The organism is Enterococcus sp. AZ062 (assembly GCF_051715065.1).
GTDB classification, from domain to species: domain Bacteria; phylum Bacillota; class Bacilli; order Lactobacillales; family Enterococcaceae; genus Enterococcus_B; species Enterococcus_B mundtii.
Genome location: NZ_JBIOTB010000001.1, coordinates 1,665,817 through 1,688,345 on the forward strand (window position 1 = coordinate 1,665,817; position 22,529 = coordinate 1,688,345).

Annotated in this window: 22 protein-coding genes; 2 read left to right on the plus strand and 20 right to left on the minus strand. The window is 36.4% G+C overall.

Annotation, left to right across the window (positions count from 1 at the left end):
• Window positions 1–3 precede the first annotated feature (3 nt).
• The 13 genes from IGJ00_RS07845 to IGJ00_RS07905 form a co-directional block, all read right to left on the minus strand.
• Window positions 4–1,287, minus strand: a complete 1,284-nt coding sequence (locus IGJ00_RS07845) for an extracellular solute-binding protein (RefSeq protein ID WP_086334703.1) — start codon at window positions 1,285–1,287, stop codon at window positions 4–6.
• A gap of 17 nt (window positions 1,288–1,304) precedes the next feature.
• Complete coding sequence (locus IGJ00_RS07850) at window positions 1,305–2,585, minus strand: MBL fold metallo-hydrolase (protein WP_086334704.1); 1,281 nt, start codon at window positions 2,583–2,585, stop codon at window positions 1,305–1,307.
• Window positions 2,569–3,387, minus strand: coding sequence for a carbohydrate ABC transporter permease (locus tag IGJ00_RS07855; RefSeq protein WP_086334705.1), 819 nt, complete (start codon window positions 3,385–3,387; stop codon window positions 2,569–2,571). The genes IGJ00_RS07850 and IGJ00_RS07855 overlap by 17 nt, the downstream gene beginning before the upstream one ends.
• Complete coding sequence (locus IGJ00_RS07860) at window positions 3,384–4,271, minus strand: carbohydrate ABC transporter permease (protein ID WP_086334706.1); 888 nt, start codon at window positions 4,269–4,271, stop codon at window positions 3,384–3,386. The genes IGJ00_RS07855 and IGJ00_RS07860 overlap by 4 nt, the downstream gene beginning before the upstream one ends.
• Complete coding sequence (locus IGJ00_RS07865) at window positions 4,271–5,341, minus strand: ABC transporter ATP-binding protein (protein WP_074799084.1); 1,071 nt, start codon at window positions 5,339–5,341, stop codon at window positions 4,271–4,273. The genes IGJ00_RS07860 and IGJ00_RS07865 overlap by 1 nt, the downstream gene beginning before the upstream one ends.
• Before the next feature lie 552 nt (window positions 5,342–5,893).
• Window positions 5,894–6,136 (minus strand): GlsB/YeaQ/YmgE family stress response membrane protein, encoded by a 243-nt coding sequence (locus tag IGJ00_RS07870; protein WP_010735387.1) that lies wholly within the window; start codon window positions 6,134–6,136, stop codon window positions 5,894–5,896.
• Window positions 6,137–6,170: 34 nt separating this feature from the next.
• Window positions 6,171–6,725: an Asp23/Gls24 family envelope stress response protein gene (locus IGJ00_RS07875; protein ID WP_019724584.1), complete on the minus strand. Its 555-nt coding sequence runs from the start codon at window positions 6,723–6,725 to the stop codon at window positions 6,171–6,173.
• A 12-nt stretch (window positions 6,726–6,737) separates the two neighbouring features.
• Window positions 6,738–6,926 (minus strand): DUF2273 domain-containing protein, encoded by a 189-nt coding sequence (locus IGJ00_RS07880; RefSeq protein WP_065096371.1) that lies wholly within the window; start codon window positions 6,924–6,926, stop codon window positions 6,738–6,740.
• A 12-nt stretch (window positions 6,927–6,938) separates the two neighbouring features.
• Window positions 6,939–7,505, minus strand: coding sequence for an alkaline shock response membrane anchor protein AmaP (gene amaP / locus IGJ00_RS07885; protein ID WP_071867427.1), 567 nt, complete (start codon window positions 7,503–7,505; stop codon window positions 6,939–6,941).
• Window positions 7,506–8,193: 688 nt separating this feature from the next.
• Window positions 8,194–8,358, minus strand: a complete 165-nt coding sequence (locus IGJ00_RS07890) for a cyclic lactone autoinducer peptide (RefSeq protein ID WP_010735382.1) — start codon at window positions 8,356–8,358, stop codon at window positions 8,194–8,196.
• Window positions 8,359–8,360: 2 nt separating this feature from the next.
• The gene (locus tag IGJ00_RS07895; RefSeq protein WP_086334707.1) at window positions 8,361–8,927 is read right to left on the minus strand and encodes an accessory gene regulator B family protein; all 567 of its coding nucleotides are present in this window, start codon (window positions 8,925–8,927) and stop codon (window positions 8,361–8,363) included.
• A gap of 102 nt (window positions 8,928–9,029) precedes the next feature.
• Window positions 9,030–9,782 carry a LytR/AlgR family response regulator transcription factor gene (locus IGJ00_RS07900; protein ID WP_071867429.1) on the minus strand — a complete coding sequence of 251 codons (753 nt, stop codon included), beginning with the start codon at window positions 9,780–9,782 and terminating at the stop codon, window positions 9,030–9,032.
• Between the two features lie 2 nt (window positions 9,783–9,784).
• Window positions 9,785–11,068 carry a GHKL domain-containing protein gene (locus IGJ00_RS07905; RefSeq protein WP_071867430.1) on the minus strand — a complete coding sequence of 428 codons (1,284 nt, stop codon included), beginning with the start codon at window positions 11,066–11,068 and terminating at the stop codon, window positions 9,785–9,787.
• Window positions 11,069–11,653: 585 nt separating this feature from the next.
• Between IGJ00_RS07905 and IGJ00_RS07910 the strand changes: the two genes are divergently transcribed.
• Both IGJ00_RS07910 and IGJ00_RS07915 read left to right on the plus strand, forming a co-directional pair.
• Complete coding sequence (locus IGJ00_RS07910) at window positions 11,654–12,127, plus strand: DUF2975 domain-containing protein (protein WP_086334708.1); 474 nt, start codon at window positions 11,654–11,656, stop codon at window positions 12,125–12,127.
• Window positions 12,128–12,135: 8 nt separating this feature from the next.
• Window positions 12,136–12,351: a helix-turn-helix domain-containing protein gene (locus IGJ00_RS07915; protein ID WP_019723937.1), complete on the plus strand. Its 216-nt coding sequence runs from the start codon at window positions 12,136–12,138 to the stop codon at window positions 12,349–12,351.
• 73 nt (window positions 12,352–12,424) lie between these two features.
• Here the strand turns inward: IGJ00_RS07915 and IGJ00_RS07920 are convergent, their stop codons facing one another.
• From IGJ00_RS07920 to IGJ00_RS07950, 7 genes are all read right to left on the minus strand, one after another.
• Entirely contained in the window at window positions 12,425–13,861 is a 1,437-nt protein-coding gene (locus IGJ00_RS07920) for a helix-turn-helix domain-containing protein (RefSeq protein ID WP_071867432.1), read from the minus strand.
• 146 nt (window positions 13,862–14,007) lie between these two features.
• Window positions 14,008–19,194, minus strand: a complete 5,187-nt coding sequence (locus IGJ00_RS07925) for a putative mucin/carbohydrate-binding domain-containing protein (protein ID WP_438844296.1) — start codon at window positions 19,192–19,194, stop codon at window positions 14,008–14,010.
• A 480-nt stretch (window positions 19,195–19,674) separates the two neighbouring features.
• The gene (locus IGJ00_RS07930; RefSeq protein ID WP_071867434.1) at window positions 19,675–19,917 is read right to left on the minus strand and encodes a GlsB/YeaQ/YmgE family stress response membrane protein; all 243 of its coding nucleotides are present in this window, start codon (window positions 19,915–19,917) and stop codon (window positions 19,675–19,677) included.
• A gap of 90 nt (window positions 19,918–20,007) precedes the next feature.
• Window positions 20,008–20,778 (minus strand): Asp23/Gls24 family envelope stress response protein, encoded by a 771-nt coding sequence (locus IGJ00_RS07935; protein WP_071867435.1) that lies wholly within the window; start codon window positions 20,776–20,778, stop codon window positions 20,008–20,010.
• A gap of 11 nt (window positions 20,779–20,789) precedes the next feature.
• Window positions 20,790–20,978, minus strand: a complete 189-nt coding sequence (locus IGJ00_RS07940; protein ID WP_010735369.1) for a DUF2273 domain-containing protein — start codon at window positions 20,976–20,978, stop codon at window positions 20,790–20,792.
• A 12-nt stretch (window positions 20,979–20,990) separates the two neighbouring features.
• Window positions 20,991–21,554 carry an alkaline shock response membrane anchor protein AmaP gene (gene amaP, locus IGJ00_RS07945; protein WP_071867436.1) on the minus strand — a complete coding sequence of 188 codons (564 nt, stop codon included), beginning with the start codon at window positions 21,552–21,554 and terminating at the stop codon, window positions 20,991–20,993.
• A 30-nt stretch (window positions 21,555–21,584) separates the two neighbouring features.
• On the minus strand, window positions 21,585–22,478 hold the full coding sequence (locus IGJ00_RS07950; protein ID WP_023519734.1) for an SDR family oxidoreductase: 894 nt from the start codon (window positions 22,476–22,478) through the stop codon (window positions 21,585–21,587).
• Window positions 22,479–22,529 lie beyond the last annotated feature (51 nt).

Below are 22,529 nucleotides of genomic sequence, written 5' to 3' on the forward strand. Positions count from 1 at the left end.
TTTTTATTGATTCCAAGCGTCTTCTAACTGGGGTACTGAATCTGAGATCAATTGATCTGTATCTTGATTCGTATTAGCTAATATATTTTCCATGATCGTACGCATTTCATTGAACGCATTGTCACTATTCTCCACTACTGGAATCGAGAACAATTCTTTAGTTGCACCCTCTAACTGTCGTGGTACTTTTGTTTCAGATGAATTTTTGTAGTCATCACTTTCTAATACTGATTCGATCGTTGGCATATAGCCAGTCATGGTTGCCCAATACAACTGGTTTTCTGGCTCTGATAAGAATTTCATATATAAAAATGCTGCTGTCCGTTCTTCTGGTGTGGCACTACTGAACATATAAAGATCCGTTCCTTGTTGTAAATTGATTTTTTCAGGACGTGGAGCAACATCATACGTAAATACACCTTCCGTATCTTTCTTTACATAGCCTTCCCCTGCAATCGAACCAATAAACATCGCTACCTTTTGATTGGCAAACGGACCAGATAAATAGTTGTCCGATCCTGCGATCCGGAAGTACCCATCTTTGACACCCTCCGCGTAGTAGTTGATCAATTCTTTGGATTCGTCACTAGTCAAATCTGTCTCTTTGTCAAATTCGACTCCTTTGTTTTCCATACCGATCGTATAATAGTTGTTCAAAGAATCGAATCCGGCTCCTACCACTTCGCCATTCGTTGCTTCATAAATCGTTTTTGATGCTTCTTTTAGTTCATCTAATGTCGTGGGCACAGGGACATCATATTTTTCCAACATATCTTTATTATAAAAGAGCATTTCAGTTGATTTATTAAAAGGAATACCATACTGGACATCATCGATCTTGGCGCCATCCATCAAAGAGGTGCGAATCTCTTCTTGGTCTTGCCATCCAATCGTGTCATTATCGATCAAAGGTTGTAGATCGACGAGCATCTCATCTTGAGCCGCGTTATATAACCAACCAGGATATGCCTGAGTGATTGTTGGAAGATCTCCTGCTGATGGAAGAGTAGCATTGATCTTTGCTTGTAGATCAGAATATTGGGCTTGATTTTGTAATTCGACTTTGATAGTTGGGTTTGCTTTGACAAAATCATCGGTCATTTTTTGTAACGCTGTTTCTTGCGCACCATTCATTGCGTGCCAAAAAGTGATCGTCGTCTCTTCTGTTAGCTCAGTGACGATTTCTTCACTAGATGAAGAGGCATTCGAGCCAGTGTTCCCGCAAGCGCCTAAAGTCATTACAGCTGCTGATGCTACCAAAAACTTACTAATAGTTGTCCATTTCATTTTTCATTTTCCTCCGATTATAGTTGAATGGTTTCGCCTCTTTTTACTAATACTCTGCTTCCATATGGATTGTGCATACTCTCAGGTTTTAAAGTATGGATGGGAACCAACATAGCTGGTTTTATCCGATCGATGATTTCAGCTAGATCCGCAGGTTTTGCATGACCTGATAATGATAACTGCTTAAACTCCACTTGTTGCTTTTCAAATGCTCCTCTAAAAATCGCGTACTGGGGATCAAACTCGCCTAATGGTTGGGCATCACTGTGTATATACAGACCTCCTTTTTGTAATGAATCAACCTCACCAACAAATTGCCAGAAATAATCCGTCGAATCTGCTAATAAAGTTTCGTAAGAATACTCAAGTCGGGGGTCTAATGTACCGATCCGCTCTTTCTTCTCAGCGTAGTAATAAGGGACTTCTCGTTTTGCGACTTTTTGTAAGAGTAAAGCCATTTCTGCTTCGACAACTACTCGTCGTGGGGAAGCATCAATCAAAGCTTCCCAGCGTTTGATATTGGCTGGATAAAAATTGAAAGTCAATTGACGATTCTCGTTTTCTTGGATCATCTTCACTAGTTGCTCCGTCAACGCTCGTTCACTGTCTGGTGATGCCTCATTTTTCTTCTCTTTTTCCGGGAAACTAATGCTGACTCCTTCAAGCATCAATACATCGACCTTCTGTGCCACTTCACAGAATTTCTCTGTCAAATGTCGATCAAATCCATGAAGTCGAAGATCACCAGAATAAGCAATCAAAGCAGTTGGTGTCTCGATAAGAAAGGCTGCCGCACCATACGTATCATGATCTACAGGAAACAAACGAATCATCAATTCGCCGATGTGAAGATCCTGACAAGGCGCAATCGTTTTGATCGTTCGTGTATTTCCTTCTATATAAGGTGAAGGCAGCAAGAATGTTCCGTTACGATTTAAGCTTTCCAATAAAACTTTGGTTGGTTCCAATGTATACAATGGGATTTCTGGATCAAGATAATTGATCATTTTTGTGTGATCCAAGTGAACATGCGATAAAAATACGGCGGTATTTACAAACTTAGAATCCCTCTTGCGTGTGGTCAATCGCGGATCATAAATATCAATTGCTGGAATAAATCCCACATCTAGTAAAGTCGATAGCTCTTCATTTGGTAAGTTGATTTCAGGGTGATATTCTGTTCCAAAGTCAAAAAAGATTCTATCGTCGCCGTATGCAACTTCAATGACTGTCCCACCAATCGTCAAGAGCCCACTGTGAAAGGTAATGCTGGTTTTTTGATTAGCCTTTGATCCCATTTTTTGCCACTCCTCGGATGATTTCTTTTCTAAAAATAAAGTAAATAAGCACGATTGGTAATACGGTTAAAGTAGCTGCTGCTAATTGTAAGTGAACGTCACTGCCACTTTCGCTCGTAAATGCAGATAAGCCATTGTTCAATAATCGAAATTTTTTGTCATTTGTGACCAATAACGGCCATAAAAAGGAGTTCCAACTCGAAATGAAAGTCAAAATCCCTACTGTGACCAGTGCTGGCTTGGACATCGGAATAAGGATCTTTTTGATATATTCCATATCAGAAGCTCCATCGATCTTAGCTGCTTGATAAAAGGAACGCGAAATACTTTTCAAGTAATTAGTCAAATAATAAATATAAAAAATACTCGTCAAAAACGGCAAGATCAAAGCTGTATAAGAGTTCAATAAGCCTAAACGTGCGATTGTATTATAATTCGTAAATATGATCGACTCGTATGGAATCATCAACAAAGAAATCAATCCTACCATCACTACTTTCTTGTAACGAAATTCCAAAGTTGCTAAGGCAAATGCTGCAAACAGTGAAGTAAGAACGGTTGCCAATGTGGTCACTAACGATACAAATAAAGTGTTGATGAAGTATTGGATAAATGGCGCTTTTTCGAATACTGTCAAATAATTCACCCATTGAAAGGAATCAGGTATAACAGTTGGTGGAATACTTGTCGCTTCCCGATATGTCATCAATCCACCAAGTATCATATAGATAAATGGAAACACCGTAATGATTCCTAGGAGTGTCAAAAATAAGAGTGAGAGCAATGTAACGATTTTTTTCATCTTTTTCTCCCCACCTTCTTCAAAATCAACTGTTGGAAAAAAGTAATACTTAGAATAAGCAAGAATAAAACAAGTGTTGCTGCCATAGCTAGACCTGGTCTACCTGCAACATGGAACTTATCATAAATGTAAAATACTGCGGTCATCGCACTTTTAGCAATCCCAGCTTGACCACCAAATAGTGCGTAAACCTGCGTATAGATTTTAAACGCACCAATCAAATTGACTGTTAAGAGGAACGTGAGTGTAGGAAGTAATTGTGGCAAAGTGATCTTCACAAAAATCTCCCATTCATTTGCGCCAAACATCTTCGCGATTTTGTAATGCTCTTTCTCGATGTTACGGAATCCCGCTAATAATATGATAATATTGAAAGCTAAACTCGTCCAAATGCCAAAGAGGATCAAAGTAGGCATACTCATTGATACACTATCTAACCAATTCACTCGTGGGAGCCCAAAAAATTCAAGTAAGTAATTGATGAGCCCGTATGATCCGTTGAAAAAATAGCGAAAAACAATACCGATCGCAATTGTACTCGTGACATAAGGCATAAAAAAAATCGCTTCAAAAAATGACTTGTACTTTACTTTTTCAAAAATCACCCACGCAATCGCCAGTGAAAGAATCAAAGCAATTGGTACGACGGTAAAACTGTAGAACGCAGTATTTTTCAACGCGCGGAAAAATACTGGATCACTAAGCAAACGTTGATAATTCTCAACTCCTGCAAATCGAGGATTGATCAATGTCCCTTTTTGAAAGCTCATAAAAAAAGCCCGAAAAAGCGGATAAATATTGAATACAAAAATTGCAAGTAATGCTGGAAGTAAAAAATACCAAGCTTTTAATTGATTTTCAGAATTATAATTTTTCTTTCCCATCAATAGATCCTCTCTCCATCAAAGCTAAATAGGAACACTTTGTGATAAGCTAAGTCAAACGTAACCGTAGTTCCTTCAGTGATCTCATTTTCCACCCCTACGATTGACTTTACTCGCTCTCCTGCAAGTTCAAAGTGTAAAATTCGTTCACGACCAATCAACTCAACACTTTGAATCTTCCCTTTTAAAGGACCACTATCGCTTGGTAAAATATCTTCAGGACGCATGCCTAAGTAATATTTCCCATTTGTGATCGATTTTTTGAAACGTTTTTCGATAAAATGAGTGAGTGGTAAATCAAATGACGCATGTTTGATCCCATCATCGACAACTTCAATTGGTAAAAAATTAATGATTGGATTACCGATGAACTTTGCAACGAATAAATTTTCTGGCTCTAAATAGAGATTTTGAGGATCATCTTCTTGCTGTATCTTGCCATCTTCTAACAAGATGATTTTGTCACTGATCGATAAAGCTTCTTCTTGATCATGGGTGACAAAAATCGTTGTGATCCCCACTTCTTTCACTAACCTGCGAATCTCTTCACGGATCTTCAAGCGTAATCGAGCATCCAGATTACTTAAAGGTTCATCCAATAATAGGACTTCTGGTTCTTGTACTAACGCTCTCGTGATAGCTACTCGTTGTTGTTGCCCACCAGATAAAGTTCCAGGTTTCTTATTCTGTAACTCTTTGATATTGGTTAATTCCATATATTTTTCAGCAATCGCTTTAGCATCACCTTTTTTCTTTTTATTATCCCCAACTAATAATGGAAACATGATGTTCTCTAAAACAGTCATATGTGGATACAATGCGTAATTTTGAAATACGAATCCGATATTTCGATCTTTGGGCTCCGTTTTTATGACTGACTCCCCCTTAAAACGAATATCACCATCTGTCGGTTGTAACAGTCCTGCGATGAGGTTCAACATTGTCGATTTACCACAACCACTAGGACCTAAAAGACAAACAAGTTCCCCTTTTTCTATCGTAAAATCCACTTGCTTCAATGCTTCAAAGCCATTATCAAAAGTTTTTTGTAATCCGATCACTTCAATCATAAGTGACCCTCCACTCTTCCATATATTTTTATGACAGCTGTTTTCTTTCTATATCTTCATCTTAACGTTCGAATATTTAGATTACATATATTATATGTAAATATCTTGAAAATATTCTCAACTCCTTGTTTTTATGGTTGTTTTTTGGTAAAAATTGAAATCAATGTTATAAAATGATACTTATGAAAACTATTCATATAATATTTCAATAAAAGGATAACAAAGAAAAAAGCTTTATCTATAGCAACATTTAACGTTAAGACAAGAAATAACAGTTGTCTAACAGTTAAACCTCAAAGATTGCTATGGATAAAACATTTTGTTATTTTTTTAATATCAAAAAAATATAGTTTACATATTATTTTTATGGGCAACACAGCGATTCAAATTAATCAATCGATTGAAACACACAAACAATGGATGTTCGAAAATATGTACAAATAAACCGACCACAAAGAGTAAGTACAAAAACTACTCTTTGTGGTCGGTTAGAATGTTTAGTCGATCTATTACTTAATCTCAAATCTTTCAATCTGAGTAAGCGCCCTTTGCTTAAAGTTTACGTGCAAAGAATGAAACGATCAATACTAAAATGATTGCTCCGATAAGTGATGGTACGATTGCCATTCCACCGATCACTGGACCCCAAGTACCTAAAAGTGCTTGACCAATAGCTGATCCAACTAGACCTGCGATTACATTCGCAATGATGCCCATTGAAGAACCTTTATTTGTGATTGCTCCTGCAATTGCTCCGATAATACCACCAACGATTAATGACCAAATAAATCCCATAATTATTTCCTCCTAAAATTCTAAAAAATTAAGTTTATTGTACGCGTGGTTCATTGTTTTCTTTTACTTTTTGCGCACCTTTGCCAACAGCTGATTTTGCTTTGTCAGTTTGTTTTGAAGCAAATTGACCAGTTGATTTTGCTGCATCAGTTACTTTATCTTGAACTGTTTCTTGATCTTTTTCGTATTCTGCTTGTGTTTTGATGTCAACAACATTTACATTGACTTCGATCACATCAAGATGAGTCATTTCATTCACTTCTGTACTGATCAATTCTTTGATTTGATCGTAAATGTTTTCGATATCTTTGCCATATTCAACAACTACATCTAAATCAACAGCCACTTGTTTTTTACCAACTTCTGCATTGATTCCAGCAGTCACGTTGTCTGTATTGACTAATTTTTCAGCAATGTTTGAGAAAAATCCACCATCAAGAGTCAACAAACCGTCAACATCTTTCAATGCGTAACCAATGATTTTTTGAATGACTTTGTCTTCATAAGTCAATTCACCTTTTGCTGCAGTGTCAGCAACTGGATTTGTACCTGTAGTAGTGTTCACGTTTTTGAAATCTTTGTTTTCCATATTAAATTCCTCCTATGATTTGAAATATTCATCTAATAATCTTGTTTCTTTTAAATAAAAACCAATACCCACACCAATAGCGGTCATGATCAATATTAAAAGAGTTTTGAAAAATCCAACTGTTAACCATAAAACGGCTAATAGTAAGCCAAGACCCCCAAAGATAATAGGGAGCTTATATAGTGAAAAGAATTCTTTCATTTGTGTGCCCTCCTATTCTACTCGTGAGTGCTGGTTGTCTTCATGTTCTTTTTCATCTTGATAACTACTATAATTGACAGCTACTTTGATCTCTTGTTCTGAACCAAGGACATTGGCAACTTGCTCTCTCACTTCTTGCATCAACATTTCTGTTTTACCAATAAGAGAAGAAGTACGTTTTAGATCGCCTTTTACATGAATATTGATTTTCTGTTTTGTTGATCGTACTTTGACTTTTGGTGATTGAATGAATTCTTCTTCGTGTAGATACGAACGAGTCAGTCCTTCAATGGCTTTTTTATCCAACGTCAATTTTCCATCTTTGTGCTTTAATACGAAGGTTCCTTTCGATTTTGGATAGAAAAGAACAAATAATAAGATGAGAACGACAACAATTGCAAATACGACTGCAGCCCAGAAAATATATTGTTGCATATAATAATTTGTTATCGTAAAAAAGCGAAAACGTTCCAATTGTTCAGGTAAGACATATGGTGCATTAACTAGAGCGATGATCAAAAGTACTGAAAGTAAAATTATGCTTACAATTACACCGATGATCTTTACCCCCTTATTCATTTTCCACCTCCTAAGTATCTTATTTTTTATTTTCAACACATGACCAACAAGTATATCGCTTGAGGAACCTATAGGAATACCTACTTTAAGTAAGCGCTACCAAAAAGTGCAGGCTCAAAATAACTTTGGTACTCTCCCCTGTATAGAAATCTTAAATAACAGTAACAATTATTATATAACTTCTATTGTTTCTTGCTGGCTATACTACAAGAATAGTATTCAAGATTAAAAATTGCAAAGATAATGCTCATTTATATTACAAAATAAAAAATAAAAATGACAAAATACAGCGAGAACCGATAATTTCCCGCTTTCAAACCAAATGTTTTAATCTTTTATTATAAAGGATGATACCCTTTTCAAAAATCATTGAAATATTTTATAATAAGTTGAAGAAAAATGTTAGAATAATAGTAATTTGATTTAGTTAAGCTATTATTCTTAGAAAGAGGTGTCACATGTTAAAAAAATCCATATACGCATTTATAATAACGATTATTTATTTGATTGTTTCCAATGCTGGCAATCTATTTTTTGGGGTGTCAAAAGAATTTAGCTGGACAACTACGTTGTGGGAATCATTATTTTTCTTTTTATTCGTTCTCTTACTACAAAATTATCGAAAGAAATGAATTGACATTTACAAAAAAAAAGCAATTTAGATTTTTTCTAAATTGCTTTTTTATTTTTATTTATTCATTTCATTTTTTAATGCTTCTGGCATTTTTGGTTCGTAGATAACGAATGTGCAATCCGCACCGATCGTTCCCATTGCATAAGTTGCGATAGCAATCGCCATTGTTGAGATAACCTGCATCATTTGTAATTTCTTTGTTTTTAGACTTGTTAACATATTTACTCTACCCCTTTATTTTTAATAAACATCAACAATGTAGCAATTGCTAGACCTAACAAGAGATATGTACGAATACTGTCACTAGGTAAAAGCACGCCGATCGTTGTGATGAACAGAATGATAAAGACCGTTTTTCTTAATCGGAAAGGTCCTTTTGCTTGATTGATCGTTCGCTCTTTTACGAGTATTCCTAAGCCAACAAATAGAATTCCGAGAACAAACAAAGGACGAGTCAATTCAAAACCAATCGAAGCGGTGATCCAAGGCAAAACAACCAAGAACAGCACACTAAGTATTGTACAAACTGCACTATTACTTGCATGAAATCCTTTCGTTGTCAAACGAACTGAGATGAATACAAGGTGTGTGATGAACACTGCTCCCACAATGTGTAAGAGAAACGCAATCCCATACATCACGATCATCTTGAACAGATCAACAAATAGGATCGATAACCCATATTCCATCTTTGCTTGTTCAATCGGTGAAAGGCCTAATTGTGAAGCGAAATGTCCACTTATTTTCTTTGATAATTTTTCCTCTATTGAAATGTACTCTTCAGTCATCTTTCACGCTCCTTCGCAGTTTATTATACCTATTTTACTAATCTATAGATTATTTTATCAAAAGTGTTTCTAATTTTGTCAAAAGTGCAAAAATCGATGCATTTATGCTTTGGGTGAAAACTCATTTTCAAAGCGAGTGACTAATTTTTTTAAATACCTGGTAGAGACTAAACATTCTTCCCCATTCGTCATGATCACTTTTCGCTCTTTCTTATTGATTTCTGCTATGTTTGCCAAATTGACGACAAACGATTGGTGACAACGACACAAAGAATCACTTAATTTTTCGATTTCTTTGATTTTCCCCGCATACTCAATCATGCGATTGTCCAAGTGTACGATCAGTTTATGTGGTGTTGGACTTGAACTAAAAAAGAGAATTTCATCAACATATAATTTTACATCGACGGCACCGCTTTTTAGCCAGATCTGTTCTCTAGTAGACAACGCAGTATTCATATATCGTTCAATCGCAATATCAATACAACTGATGATTTTTTGTTGCAATTGTTCTTCATTATCTTTGATTATATAATCCAACGCCTCTACCTTATAAAGAAAAGTAAGATAGACAAAATCGGTGTACGTCGTAACAAAAATGATTTTGGCTGTTGGATCATACAGTCGGATCTGCTTACCTAGTTCTACGCCATTGATATCTGAATTTAAATCGATATCTAAAAAATAGATACCCTCTGTTTTGTTAGTTGATACATAAGATAAAATATCATACGGGTTATCTGCAGCTAGTTGGAACTCAACATCATAATCCATCATCATTACGTAATTTTTAATAATGTTGGTGATGCGGTTACGATGGATCTCTTCATCATCACAAATAAAAATTTTTAACATACTTACCCCTCTACCTCACATATAGTTATGATTTGTATAAACTTATCATCTTGGATCTTTGTATCTAAAAACACATTTGCATTCAACTGGACTAGCTCATCCAGATTTGTCAAACCTATCCCAGAATTACCGGGTTTTGTTGTAAAACTTGCTTTCTTTAAATCATGTAATTTAGGCAAATCACTTGGACAGTTATTGATCAACATAAAGGTACAGTCTTTATGGTCTGCCACGATTGCTAGTTCGATCTCTGGATGTTCAAGTTCTTCTGAGGCTTCAATTGCATTATCCAAAATGATCCCCAGCATTCTTACGAGTACCATCGTAGACACTTCCACATGATTGACCACCTCAGGCACAGAAATGCTCACATGTATCCCTTTCTGGTGTGCCATATATAACTTGCTCATGATCACACTTTTGATTTCTCGGATTTTTATATTCGAAATCGAAGACATCCTGAAAATTTCTTGATCAAAAATCGAACCTGTCGCCTTGATACTATTTCTAAAATAATCCTTTAGTCCTGCTAGATCTTCAGTTTCGATGTACTCTTCTAATGAAATAAGAATGTTTTTGTAATCGTGTTTAAATTTTAGAATCTCTAGATAATTTTTTTCAGCTTGTTCACTGTATTCGATCAAGTAACTCATTTGGCGTTTTTGTTCTCTATTTTCATATTCCGTTCTTTTTATGAAAATAAAAGAAAAACAAATGATTGCTGACAACAGCCCATACAATATCATGAATAGCTCATGTGCATCGATCAAATAAATGCGCAAATTAGGAAATCTTTCTATGACCACTAGACTAAAATAGACACAAATCGTCGCTGTCGCAATGACTCCGCTGATTTTCATCGTCAAGAGATCTTTGTAGCACTTTTCTAATAACCGTGTTTTGAAAATATATGCAAAGAAGAAAAAAAGAAGGGTTCCTAAAATCACAGTTAATCTTATATTTAGAACCAAGTGAAGAATCGTATAACTGAAATTGATGATATAATCGGAAAAAATATATAAACAGAATGTGACAGAAGGGATAAATAGCGCAATATAAATATTTCGCCGGAAGTAATAAGTTACGGCACATAAACTAGCCCATAAAACTGCAGTTGCAAAAACATTGATCACAAAATAAAGTGCCATATAGCAAATGATTCCAATGATCGACAAAATGACGTAATACCGATTTTTTAAATGCGTATCCAAATAGCTAGTCACCCAAAAGATGCAAGCCGTTTGAACGATGACAATCAACAAGCTTTCCAGCGTGTCTAAATTCACAAAATGTCCCCCTAATTTAAGTAAGTCCTCACGTACACAACAAACCAAAAACAACAAAGAATTGCTTCATTAAACTATTTTTTTAAAACAAAGCCTAAGTTCTTCATTTTATGTATCTTTCGATAACAAAAACGTTTTAATCCTTTTCAACAAAAAAGATTGTAGCACATTTCACTAGTCTTTTGGATTACATGTTGATTAATAAACTGCGTAGAACTTTTCATTTTTTCGGTACAGCCAATGTTTTTTTCTGAAAGTTATAGTCTATTTACATCTATAGCATGTTGTGTTATAATAGATTTATTACGGATCATATGTTATACGACATCTTAATTTGTTTTTATGAAATTTAATCCCACTGGCGTAACTAAAGGGTTACAAGGATGTATTAGTGGTTAGGGAATACATTGTTTAAATGAGAAAGAGTTAATATAGAGTAATCGCCTCTTTAGAGGTTTTAAGTAACACAAATGCTTCGTTAGATTGCCTTTTCTTCGGGAAAGGCAATCGTTCAGCCATTTATTTATCGAAAAACGATAAATAATAATTGAATATCAATATATATTTATTTAAGGAGTTAAACAAATGAAAATACATTCATTATTTTTAAAAACAACTACTATCGGAGTATGTGTTGTTTTCGGTCTATTTGGTCTATTATTCGGCACTCAGTTATTAACCAATGAATCAAACACCCTCTTTGATTGGCAAACCATTCTTATGATTTTAGTCATTTTCACTACTCTGCTATCAGGTATAATCATTGGTGGCATCATTTTTAAATTATTAACAATCGTATCTAAAGACCAGACATTTTCAAAGCATTCCCATCGTTTAGTTAGCTATATCCGGAAAGTAATGATTTTCTTATCACTCAGTGCTTTTGGTATTTTACCAAAATTCTACCAAATGGCAGATGCGGATGACGCTCCTGGATTGATGCTATTAGGCCTTGCACTGGTTTTCTTACCTTTTGCAGGGTTAGTATTAATGAATGTCTTGATCAAAATATTGGAAGAAGCAATTCGTTTGAAGAAAAATGACGAATTGACAGTGTGAGGTGCGAGATGGCGATCATTGTTAATTTAGACGTGATGTTAGCAAAACGGAAAATGTCAGTAACTGAACTAAGTGAGAAAGTTGGCATAACCATGGCTAATCTTTCAATATTGAAAACTGGAAAAGCAAAGGCGATCCGCTTCACTACGTTAGATAAAATCTGTGAAGTTTTAAATTGTCAACCAGGTGACCTTCTTGTCTTTGAAAAAGATAAAGAAATCTAACTATTTCAGCTATTATAAAAATGCAAGCCCCATAATCTCAAGATTTGGAGGACTTGCATTTTTTTATTCGTTATCAAGCAAGCAATTCTTGATAAAAGTTTATCAGATTATGTATCTCCCTTGTTTTAGGGAAAACGGAGATACCGAATATAGGGATATTATATGTTTTATCAATCGTAATATTTGAAATAATACAATCAAAATTCTCATAATTAATTAGATCCTGAGATAATACTTTATTGTTTTTCACGACAAATTCATATTGATTGCCCAACTGGTGTTCTAGCTTGCTGAGCAAATAGTCGTCATATTTAAGGGTAGAATTGGTTATGACTAATGCACGAACATGTTTATTATCTTCGAATTTTTTTATTAGATCTGGCCAGTACAATAATATTTCTGTAAATACAGTTGTCGCAAATTCTTCGAAATCATTTAGTAGAATATTATGCGTATGGACGTAATGTTTTAACTTATTCCATAATCGAAGTTGGATTTTATTCATTTCTGAGTGAGTGTTTTTTAAAAAAAGTGAGTGCTTTTGGTAATTTATGGAAAATGGCACCGTATTTTGTTGTAATAAAATAGTGATCTTGTGGAAGATCTTTGTTTTGTCTTCGCATACAATTCCATATTTCTCTTCCACCTCTTTGATGAAGCTATCTAATGCAAGTATAATGGGATTTTTTTGATTCAAAGTATCTATATCGAATAATTGGAAAATAAACGGTTGATCGAATATAAACCGTGCCAAGTGCTCATTAATCAATTCGTTCTTCTTAGGTAGGTGCAATTGCTTAGTTGTTAATATTTCGTACTTGAATTTCTTTGTTTTTTTACTGTTTGAAACTAGCGCACTATCATTTTGGAGCAATAGTATACGGCTCGCAATCCAAAAATGAAATATTTTTTTCTCTTGTGGCTCCAAACTAATCAGCGTTTGTTGCAAGTTATTTTCTTCAACAAACTCCTGTGCTAGTTGAGTAACAATCAACCGAAAAGTCGCAGGGAAAGCATCCTCAAAATAATGATATTTTTCCATTAAGAACTGTACAGTCATTTCAGTAATGATTTGGTCGTTACCAACAAGCTTAATCAATGCTTGTACTTTCAGATCAAAACTTTGTAACATCGGATTGATTTTATCGACAATTCGTCGCAAGGTACTTTCAGAAATAAATAAATAGTCTGCTAATTCTAGATAATTCTTAAACTTATGTAATAATATAGCTTCTAAGTAACGATATTCGATCGACTCTTGCTTGATCACTTGATAAATATAATCTTCTGTTACATGAGGTAGAATTGTTGCTTTAACCCCTTCTTCTCGTGTCATTTGAATGGTAATATCACTGGCATAAGAGTTAAGATCAAGTAAGTCATTCCTCAAAGTTTTTGCTGAACAACCAAGTAAATTTTCTAAGTCGTTAAAACGATAGGTATTGCCTTCAAATAAGTACTCTAGTAATTTCAATTGTCTTTTTAATTTTTTTGACAAAATTTTCAACATTTCTATTCACCTCACTAACAAATAAAAAACACTCAAATTTGGGTCTCCCCTCCTTTGAGTGTTTCCCTTATTTAATTTTAGTGGTCTTTTTTCTTCTCTAAAAACTATTTTTTCTCCAATGGATAAAAAGTGGATAAAAAGTTGTTTTATTCATTTGACTCTTCTTCCACCTCGTCAGTAGATCGTTTTTTCCAAAAGAAGATGCCGCCAACCAATGTCAGTAATATGGTACCCAATACAGAGAGAAGCGTGTTTCTAGTGGCATTTGTTTGTGGTAAGTTGCCTGTTGCTTCTTGATCACTTCCATCATTTGGTCCACTTTCTCCGTTCTCGCCGGTATCACTTCCAGTCCCCTCTTCACCAGCAGCACCTGGAGTATCTTCTGCACCTTGTTCAACCACTGAGTATCTTCCTTCAGCACTTGTTGTAAAACCACCATGTGCTTCATTGACTTGGATGTCTAAACCAACAACATTGTTACTTCCAAGTGCAGATGTATCGATTTGTGAATCTTCTTGTAACTGAACCGTATAAGAATTGGCTGGAATTTCGCGACCATTTACTCTTACTGTTTCAACCATAGATTTCGGATCGACTCTTTCTGTGCCAATCGCAATAGAAGCTACTCGTGTTCGAACATCTAACTCCCCTGTTGGCTCAAAGCCATATTCTGTCACATTATAAACAGCAAACTGTCCTCCATAAGTGAAGTTTCTTTCTTGTTCTTCATGCATCAAGATATTGTTGTTCGCATCTTGGTGGAAGACCTTGACAACATCTCCTTCAACTACTGGAAAGGCACTTCCACTATTGAACCGTGAAATAGCTTGTTGGATCGTTTGTGTTCCACGAACTTCATATTGATATTTCGACCGTCCATCTTGGCCGATGATTTCGATTCCATAATACACATTATTGTCGTCCACTTGCGTTACTCGATTATTTAAAATCGTACGATCCGAACCTTGAATGGATTGAATCTCGATTTGGCGACCACTTTTCACTAAACCAAATGAACCTACTGTCTCATTTTGACGATTCTTTAAATGGATCGTGCTACCCCATTTGACTTCATAAGGCACTTCAATATCTGTTGCGGTTACACCATCTGCTGTGGATACACGAACGGTCACTGATTTTTGACCAGCTGTTTGTGTATCGAACGCATCGATTTGTTCCACATTATATAACGAACTAGATAATTGGTGTCCGTTAAAGCGGACTTCATTGATCAGCTTTGTTGCATCTAATTCACTTGCATCTTCACCTAAAACCAAGCTTTGATTTTGTTTTTCTGCATGGATCATAGTGATTGGTTCAAACTCACCGTTTTGGATTCGGTAATGGGCATAATTAGATCCCGCCGTAAAGTTTCTGACCAAGTTATCACGCATCAACAAGTTACGATTTTCTGTTTCCGCATGATAAACTTTGAAAATATCCCCTTCATTTACTTCTAACGGTTGCCCATTATTAAAGCCTTGGATTGCTTGTCTGATCGTCATATGTCCTGTCACTTCATAGCTGTATTTGATATTATCAGGAAATAGGCGACTTTCTGGCTGCTCTGGATCAGCTAAAATTTCGATTCGATAATACGTATCACGACCAAAAACATTATTCACCGCATTGTTTAAAATCGTTCCTTCCTCGCCTTGAGTGGCGTGGATTTTTGATAGCCCATCTTGCTCGACGATACTGAATGCCCCAACTGTTGCATTTTCTAAGCCCTTCAATAAGAATGTACTACCCCACTTCACTTCATAAGGAATCTCCAGCTCCACGGAGGCTAGACCGTCCTTCATAGCCATTCTCAAACGAACTTCTCGTTTACCAATGGTTGAAGTATCGAAATCAGATAAGCGCTCGATCGTATAGGTATCTTCTGCCACAGGTTCTCCATTGATCGTCACGCTATCTAATAATTCTTCCAATTCAAAGTTGGTTGTATCTTGCGCTAAAACAAGTTCCTTATTTGCTGTATGAGCATCCATTACTGCCATTGGTTCAAATCCGTATGCGGTTACCTCATAGTAAGCATAAGAAGAATTATGAGTAAAGTCTTTTTCTTCCTCATTAACAAATAACACTGAACTTCCTTCTGAACGTTGCGGATGATAAATTTTGATGATATCTCCAAATTGAACGGTTACCGCGCGATTGGTTCCAAAATTATCCATCACTTGTTGTAGCGTTGCTCGTCCTGGCATATCTTGAGAATAAATTGTACGATCGCCACGAATGATCTCCATTGAGTAATACAAGGAAGAGTTTGGACTCAACTGCTCATTTAACGGTGAATCAATCCCCGGGAACATCGTTAACTGACGCACCGAATTATTACTTCCTGGTCTTAAAGAGAAAGCTCCTGCCGCACCGCCATTGGCTGAACGCATCACAATCGTATTCCCCCACTTGACTTCATAAGGGACAGTGATTTCTTTTGAAACTAATCCATCTCTTGTTTCAAATTGGATGCGTAAATCTTTCTTACCAGCAGTAGATGTATCAAATTCTTCTAATTGAGTCACTGTATATAGACTCGGTGCTAATTCGAACCCATTGACTGTGATATGATCGATCAGATTTGCTCCATTGATGCCTGCTGTACTATCGCCTAAAGTAAATTCTTGTGGTGAAGATTCTGCAGCCACGGTAATGATTGGTTCTAACCCATTATCTGTCACTTCGTAATAAGCATAATTTGAACCAATCGTGTAATCACGAACTAATTCGTCTTGCATGAGCAAGTTTCGCCCTTGCGAAGCACCTTGAGGATCTGCATGGTAAACTTTGATCACATTGCCTTTTTCAACTGGTAAAGGCTGTCCATTATTGAAGCCATTGATCGCATCTCTGATCGAGGAGTTACCTGCTACTTCATATGTAAAATTCGAGCTAGTTCCTCCCATGATCTCGATCGAATAATATGTATCGCGACCAAAGTGATTGTTGACTGGATTGGCAAGGTTCGTACCACTTACGCCTTGAGATGCATGGAGTGCCAATTGTCCGTCTTCTTTAAGCAAACTAAACGCACCAACCGTTGCTTCATTCAATCCTCTTAACACAAAAGTATGGCCCCAATTCACACCGTATTCTACTTCCATTTCATTCGAGGCAAGACCATCATTCATATTTAGTCTTAGACGCATATTACGTGTGCCGATCGTACTCGTGTCAAAATCAATCAGTGATTCTACTGTATATTGGCTATTATCAATTCTTCGACCATTGATCGTCACATTATCGATCAATGAGCTAGGATCAATGTTGGAGGTGTTTTCACCTAATGCAAAGTTTTTTTGTGAAGCTTGCGCTTCCATGACCGGAGCAGGTCTAAAACCAGAAGAGGTGACTTCGTAGTATGCATATTCTGTGTCATAGGTAAAATCATGCTCTTCTTCATTCATCATCAAAACTGAGCTGTTGGCTGTTCGTTCCGGATGATGGATACGAATTACATCGCCCAATTGGACATTGAAAATATTGTCTGTGTTACCAAATTGATCCATGATTTGTTGTAGAGTCGTACGATTCGACATCTCTTGATTGTAGATTACATTGTTATTACGCATAATTTGGATCGAATAGTATGTAGAAAAAGGAGAAGTTAATCGTCCTACAGAAGCGTCCATGTCTGTTGCTAAGCCATTAGTAATTCTTAGAGGAATATTATTAGAATCTGAATTACTTAATAATAATGAAAATGCCCCAGCTGATTGACCGTTGATCGATCTCATCAAAATTGTGTTATCCCAACGCACGTTAACAGTAGTTTCAATTGTTCCTGTGGTTCTCACGTTTACGTCTGGTCGTTGTCCTTCAACAGTTAATCTTAATTGATGTTCACCAACTGTTTGATAATCTGGCTCAAATGATTCTGAAGCAACCAATCTAAGAGAATCGATATCTAGTGGTGTTCCTCTAAAAGATGCAGATTTGATTAAATCTCTGAATGCATTACTATTCAATAAAGATCTTGTATTACCTAGCTGTTGAGCTCTGATTGGATGTAACTCAATCATTATTCCTTGGTCTGGTATTACTTCAGCATTCACAGAAGCTGTTGCTTCTCTGCCATCTTGTGTACGAACTCGCGCTTGCCATACGAAGGAACCTGGGGTCGCTGTACTCGTCGGAGTAATCCATGACAACTGATAGGAACCTTGATAATTGACGTCAAAAAGTTCATCCAAAGCTGGTACTGGATCATTTTGATAAACTTGTATTTGATCTTCTTTTGTAGTAATCAATGGTAGGACTTCCATATCAAAAGTCACGATTACTGGAGGTCTGCCAGTTTGATCCCTGACTTCTATGCGTACTTGTTGCTTACCTATTCTGTTCGTATCTGGTTCCGTTAACCATCGGTAACTGACATCTCCACGAGAATTCACTACGTTTACATAGCTTTCAGGATCGGGAACTGTCTCCCCATGGCTAAGTGTATGTGTACCTGGCTTGACATTCGCACGTAGATCACCAATATCCGTAGTTGAAAAATCAAATTTAAACTCCGTCGCAATTCTTACCGTACTCCAAGCTTCATTCCAGGGTTCAATATACCAATAATAAGAATACGGAAATCTCTCTACATCAAATATTTCTTCTTGAGGTGGAGCTACTCTTAGACGAGTGAATACAACATTTATTTCTCCAATATTCAAATTTTGAGCTGTAGAACTTTCCGTAGGGGTGATTTCCATTCGCCAATTTCCACTACGTGAAATGGCGTTGATCCTGAAAACTCTTCTTGGTGCAGAATCCCCATTCGCCCTTAATGGGCTCAGATTATTGATTGTTACTCCTGGTGTACTCACACTAGAGGAATAATAAAAAATAGGTGTCACGTTTCTAAATATCATTGTGTCATTAACACTTAAATTATCATTGTCTGTATTGAATTGTTCATTGATCCCTTTTTGCATCTCATTAACTAAAAACTCACCTAAACGAATTGAATTAGTACTAGGAGCAACTAGGATACTATCTGGAACGTCTATCGCATATCTAGGATTTAATAATCGTTCCAAAATTCGTTCTTGTTCTTCTTTTGATTCTTTCTCTGATACCGTGCGAGAATTTGTTTCTTCTTTATTTGATGTACTATCTGTTGTTCTACTGGCGTTTTTATTTACCTTTTTACTATCTTCAGTGTTTTCTATCGCCTTCTCAGAGTCATCATTTTTTTGCCTATTACTAACTTGTCTATTTTGACTCATTCCTAAATTATTGAATGCAGTCACTGCCTGAACAACTGTTCCATTAAGATTACCTAAAGTCAATCCTAGGATCAAAGCACTGTTCAACAGTTTTTTTCTTGTTCTCAAATCATTACCTCCCTATTCTCAAACAACAAGAGAAAAAACATTTCGTCTGTTTCATTCTCTGTTGGTAGTCATTTATTTACCTTCAAAGGATGTTCGTAGTATCTCAAATGACTCTTTTATTAAAAACGTTATGTATTTTCCGTTTCTTAATCGTCTTTTTACTATTCACTCCTTTTTCAAATCATTTAGAAAAGCATCGAAAAGCTTTACTTATTCAAGCTTATCGGTCATCCTCATCTTGTGTAACGCCATTTTTTCCCTTTCGATTGGGAGTAATTGAAAGGAGGTTTTTTGTGAGAAAATAATCTTTTGCTTATCTACTTGATAAAACGCCGAAAGGACAACAAAAAAGAAGGATCTTTACTTCGTTGAACAAGTCAACTTGTAAAGATCCTTCAATCAAATAACTGTTAATTGAATGTTACCGATTATTTCAAAGTAGAAGAATTTTTGCATTCATCGCAAATTTCTTCTTTATTCTTATAATTTACGTGCAAAGAATGACACGATCAATACTAAGACGATCGCACCGATCAATGAAGGAACGATTGCCATACCACCAATTACTGGTCCCCATGATCCTAGCACTGCTTGCCCGATTGCTGAACCAACAAGTCCTGCAATGACGTTTGCAATGATACCCATTGAAGAACCCTTATTTGTGATTGCTCCTGCAATTGCTCCGATAACTCCACCTACGATTAATGACCAAATAAAACCCATCTGTATTTCCTCCTATAGTGTCTAGCCGATTTTTTCAATGCGACATCTTATTTATTTTAATTAAAAGTTTTTTTGACTCACCAAGATACTTTATTGTACTCTTGGTTCGTTATTTTCTTTTACTTTTTCCGTTCCTTTGTTTGCTGCATGTTTTGCTTTGTCTGTTTGTTCTGACGCAAATTCTCCAGTTGCTTTTGCAGCATCTGTCACTTTATCTTGAACAGTGACTTGGTCTTGTTCAAATTCTTCTTTTGATTTGATATCTGTGACATTGACATTCACTTCGATGACATCTAAATGTGTCATATTCGCTACTTCTTCACTGATGATCTCTTTCATTTGTTTAAAGATATCTTCAATGTCCTTGCCATATTCAACGACAATCGACATATCAACAGCCACTTGTTTTTTTCCAACTTCTGTTTCGATGCCTGCTGTTTCATTGTCCGTATTGACTAATTTACCAGCAACATTTGAGAAAAAGCCTCCATCTACTGTTAATAGTCCGTCGATACGTTCTAATGCGATCGCAATAATTTTTTGAATGACTTTGTCATCATAAGTTACTTCACCGTTCATTGATTCTTCACTGCCCTTCACTTCGTTTGTCTGTTTACTTGCCTCATGAGTTGGAGTATGCACACCTGGATTTTTTGCTTCATGATGTGGATGATCATGGTGTTCTTTTTGATCATGCGCTACTTTTTCTTCTACATGTGGCACCACTGGATCTGGATGTGCAGATACCGGTGCTGTTTTATTTTTTTCATCCTTGATCCCTTGCGCTTGATTTGGCGTTGTTGGATCTGGATGTGCTGATTTCGGTGTATTTCCGTTTGTATTTGTATGATTGTTTTCCATGTTAAAGCCTCCTAAGATTTAAAGTAATGTTCTAAAATTCCGGTTCTTTTTAAATACATGCCGATGGCTACGCCAAGTGCAACCATGATCACGATCAGCAATGTTTTAAAAAATCCGACAGCTACTAGCAAAATAGCTAATATCAATCCAAGCGCGCCACAAATAATTGGGAGCTTGTATGTCGAAAAGATCTCGTTCATTTTCTCTCCCCCTTACTGTACTCGTGAGTGTTCAACTCTTTTTGATTGTGGTGAATCAAAACCGGTATAATTGATCAGGACATTCACTGGTTCATCTGTGCCGATGATTTGTTTTACATCGCGCTCAATGTCTGTCATTAGTGCTCCTGTTTTACCGATTAATGATGACGTACGTTTCAACTCACCTTTTACTTTTACGTCAATTTTATTTTTTGTTGCTTTGATCGTTACTTTTGGGGAAGAAACAAAGTCTTCTTTCGTCAATCGTGAACGAACCATTCCTTCGATTGCTTTTTTATCTAATGTTAACTCTCCATCACCTTTTTTTAATAAGAATGACCGGTAAGTTTTTGGGTAGAATAATAAGACTAGAATCAATATCAACGTCAACACAGCAAACGCTGCGGTTACCCAAAAGACATATTGTTGTACGTAAAAGTTAGTTAATGATAAAAAGCGAAATTCTTCTAACTTAAACGGCAATGGATACACTGAGCTTAGCAACATTGCAAATATTAAAACAGACAGCAGAAGGATCAGTAAGATCGCTCCTATCGTTTTGGCTCCTTTGTTCATTTTCTCGCCCTCCTAGCTTCTAGTCACTGATTATAGATTGATAGCTTCTCCACCAGTGATACCGTAAATCTGTGCTGTGACATAGCTTGCTTTGTTGGATGCAAGAAAGACATAAACAGGTGCTAACTCAGCTGGTTGACCTGCACGTTCCAACAATGCTTGTTGACCAAACTCAGGTAGATCTTCTTTTGGTTGACCTGCATCTAGTTGTAATGGTGTCCAAATTGGTCCTGGTGCTACGCCGTTGACACGAATTCCTTTTGGTGCTAATTGTTTTGCTAAACCAATGGTAAAGTTTGCAATCGAAGCTTTAGTCGCTGCATAATCTAACAAGTGTTCACTTGGATTGAATGCTTGGACAGAAGTCGTTGTAAGGATTGCTCCTCCTGCTGGAATATGTGGAATTGCTTCTTTCACAAGTGCAAACATTGCGATGATATTTACAGCGAAAGTATCTTTTACTTGTTCTAATGGGATTTCTGCAATTGAAGGAGACGAAATTTGTTGCGCCGCATTCAGAACAAGTGTGTCTAATCCACCAAATGCATCCACTGTTTTTTGGATGATTTCTTTTGGTGCAGCTTCATCTCGCAAATCATAAGGTAATAGTAATGCTTTACGTCCAGCTTCCTCGATATAATGGGCCACTTGTTGCGCGTCTTCTTCCTCACCTGGGAAAAATTGAATGGCTACATCTGCGCCTTCTCGTGCAAAGGCAATGGCAGCGGCACGTCCAATACCAGAGTCTGCACCTGTGATCAAGACACGTCGATTTGCTAATTGCTCCGTACCTTTATAACTTTCTTCACCGCAATCAGGCACTGGTTTCATATCCTTTTGCAAAGCCGGAGTTTCTTGATCCTGTTTTGGAAATTCTTCTGTGTGGTATAGTTTTCTTGGGTCGATTAAATTTGGTTCTGTCATGTTGATCCTCCTAATTTTTAGTCATAACTGACGTTATAAATTTGGGCATAA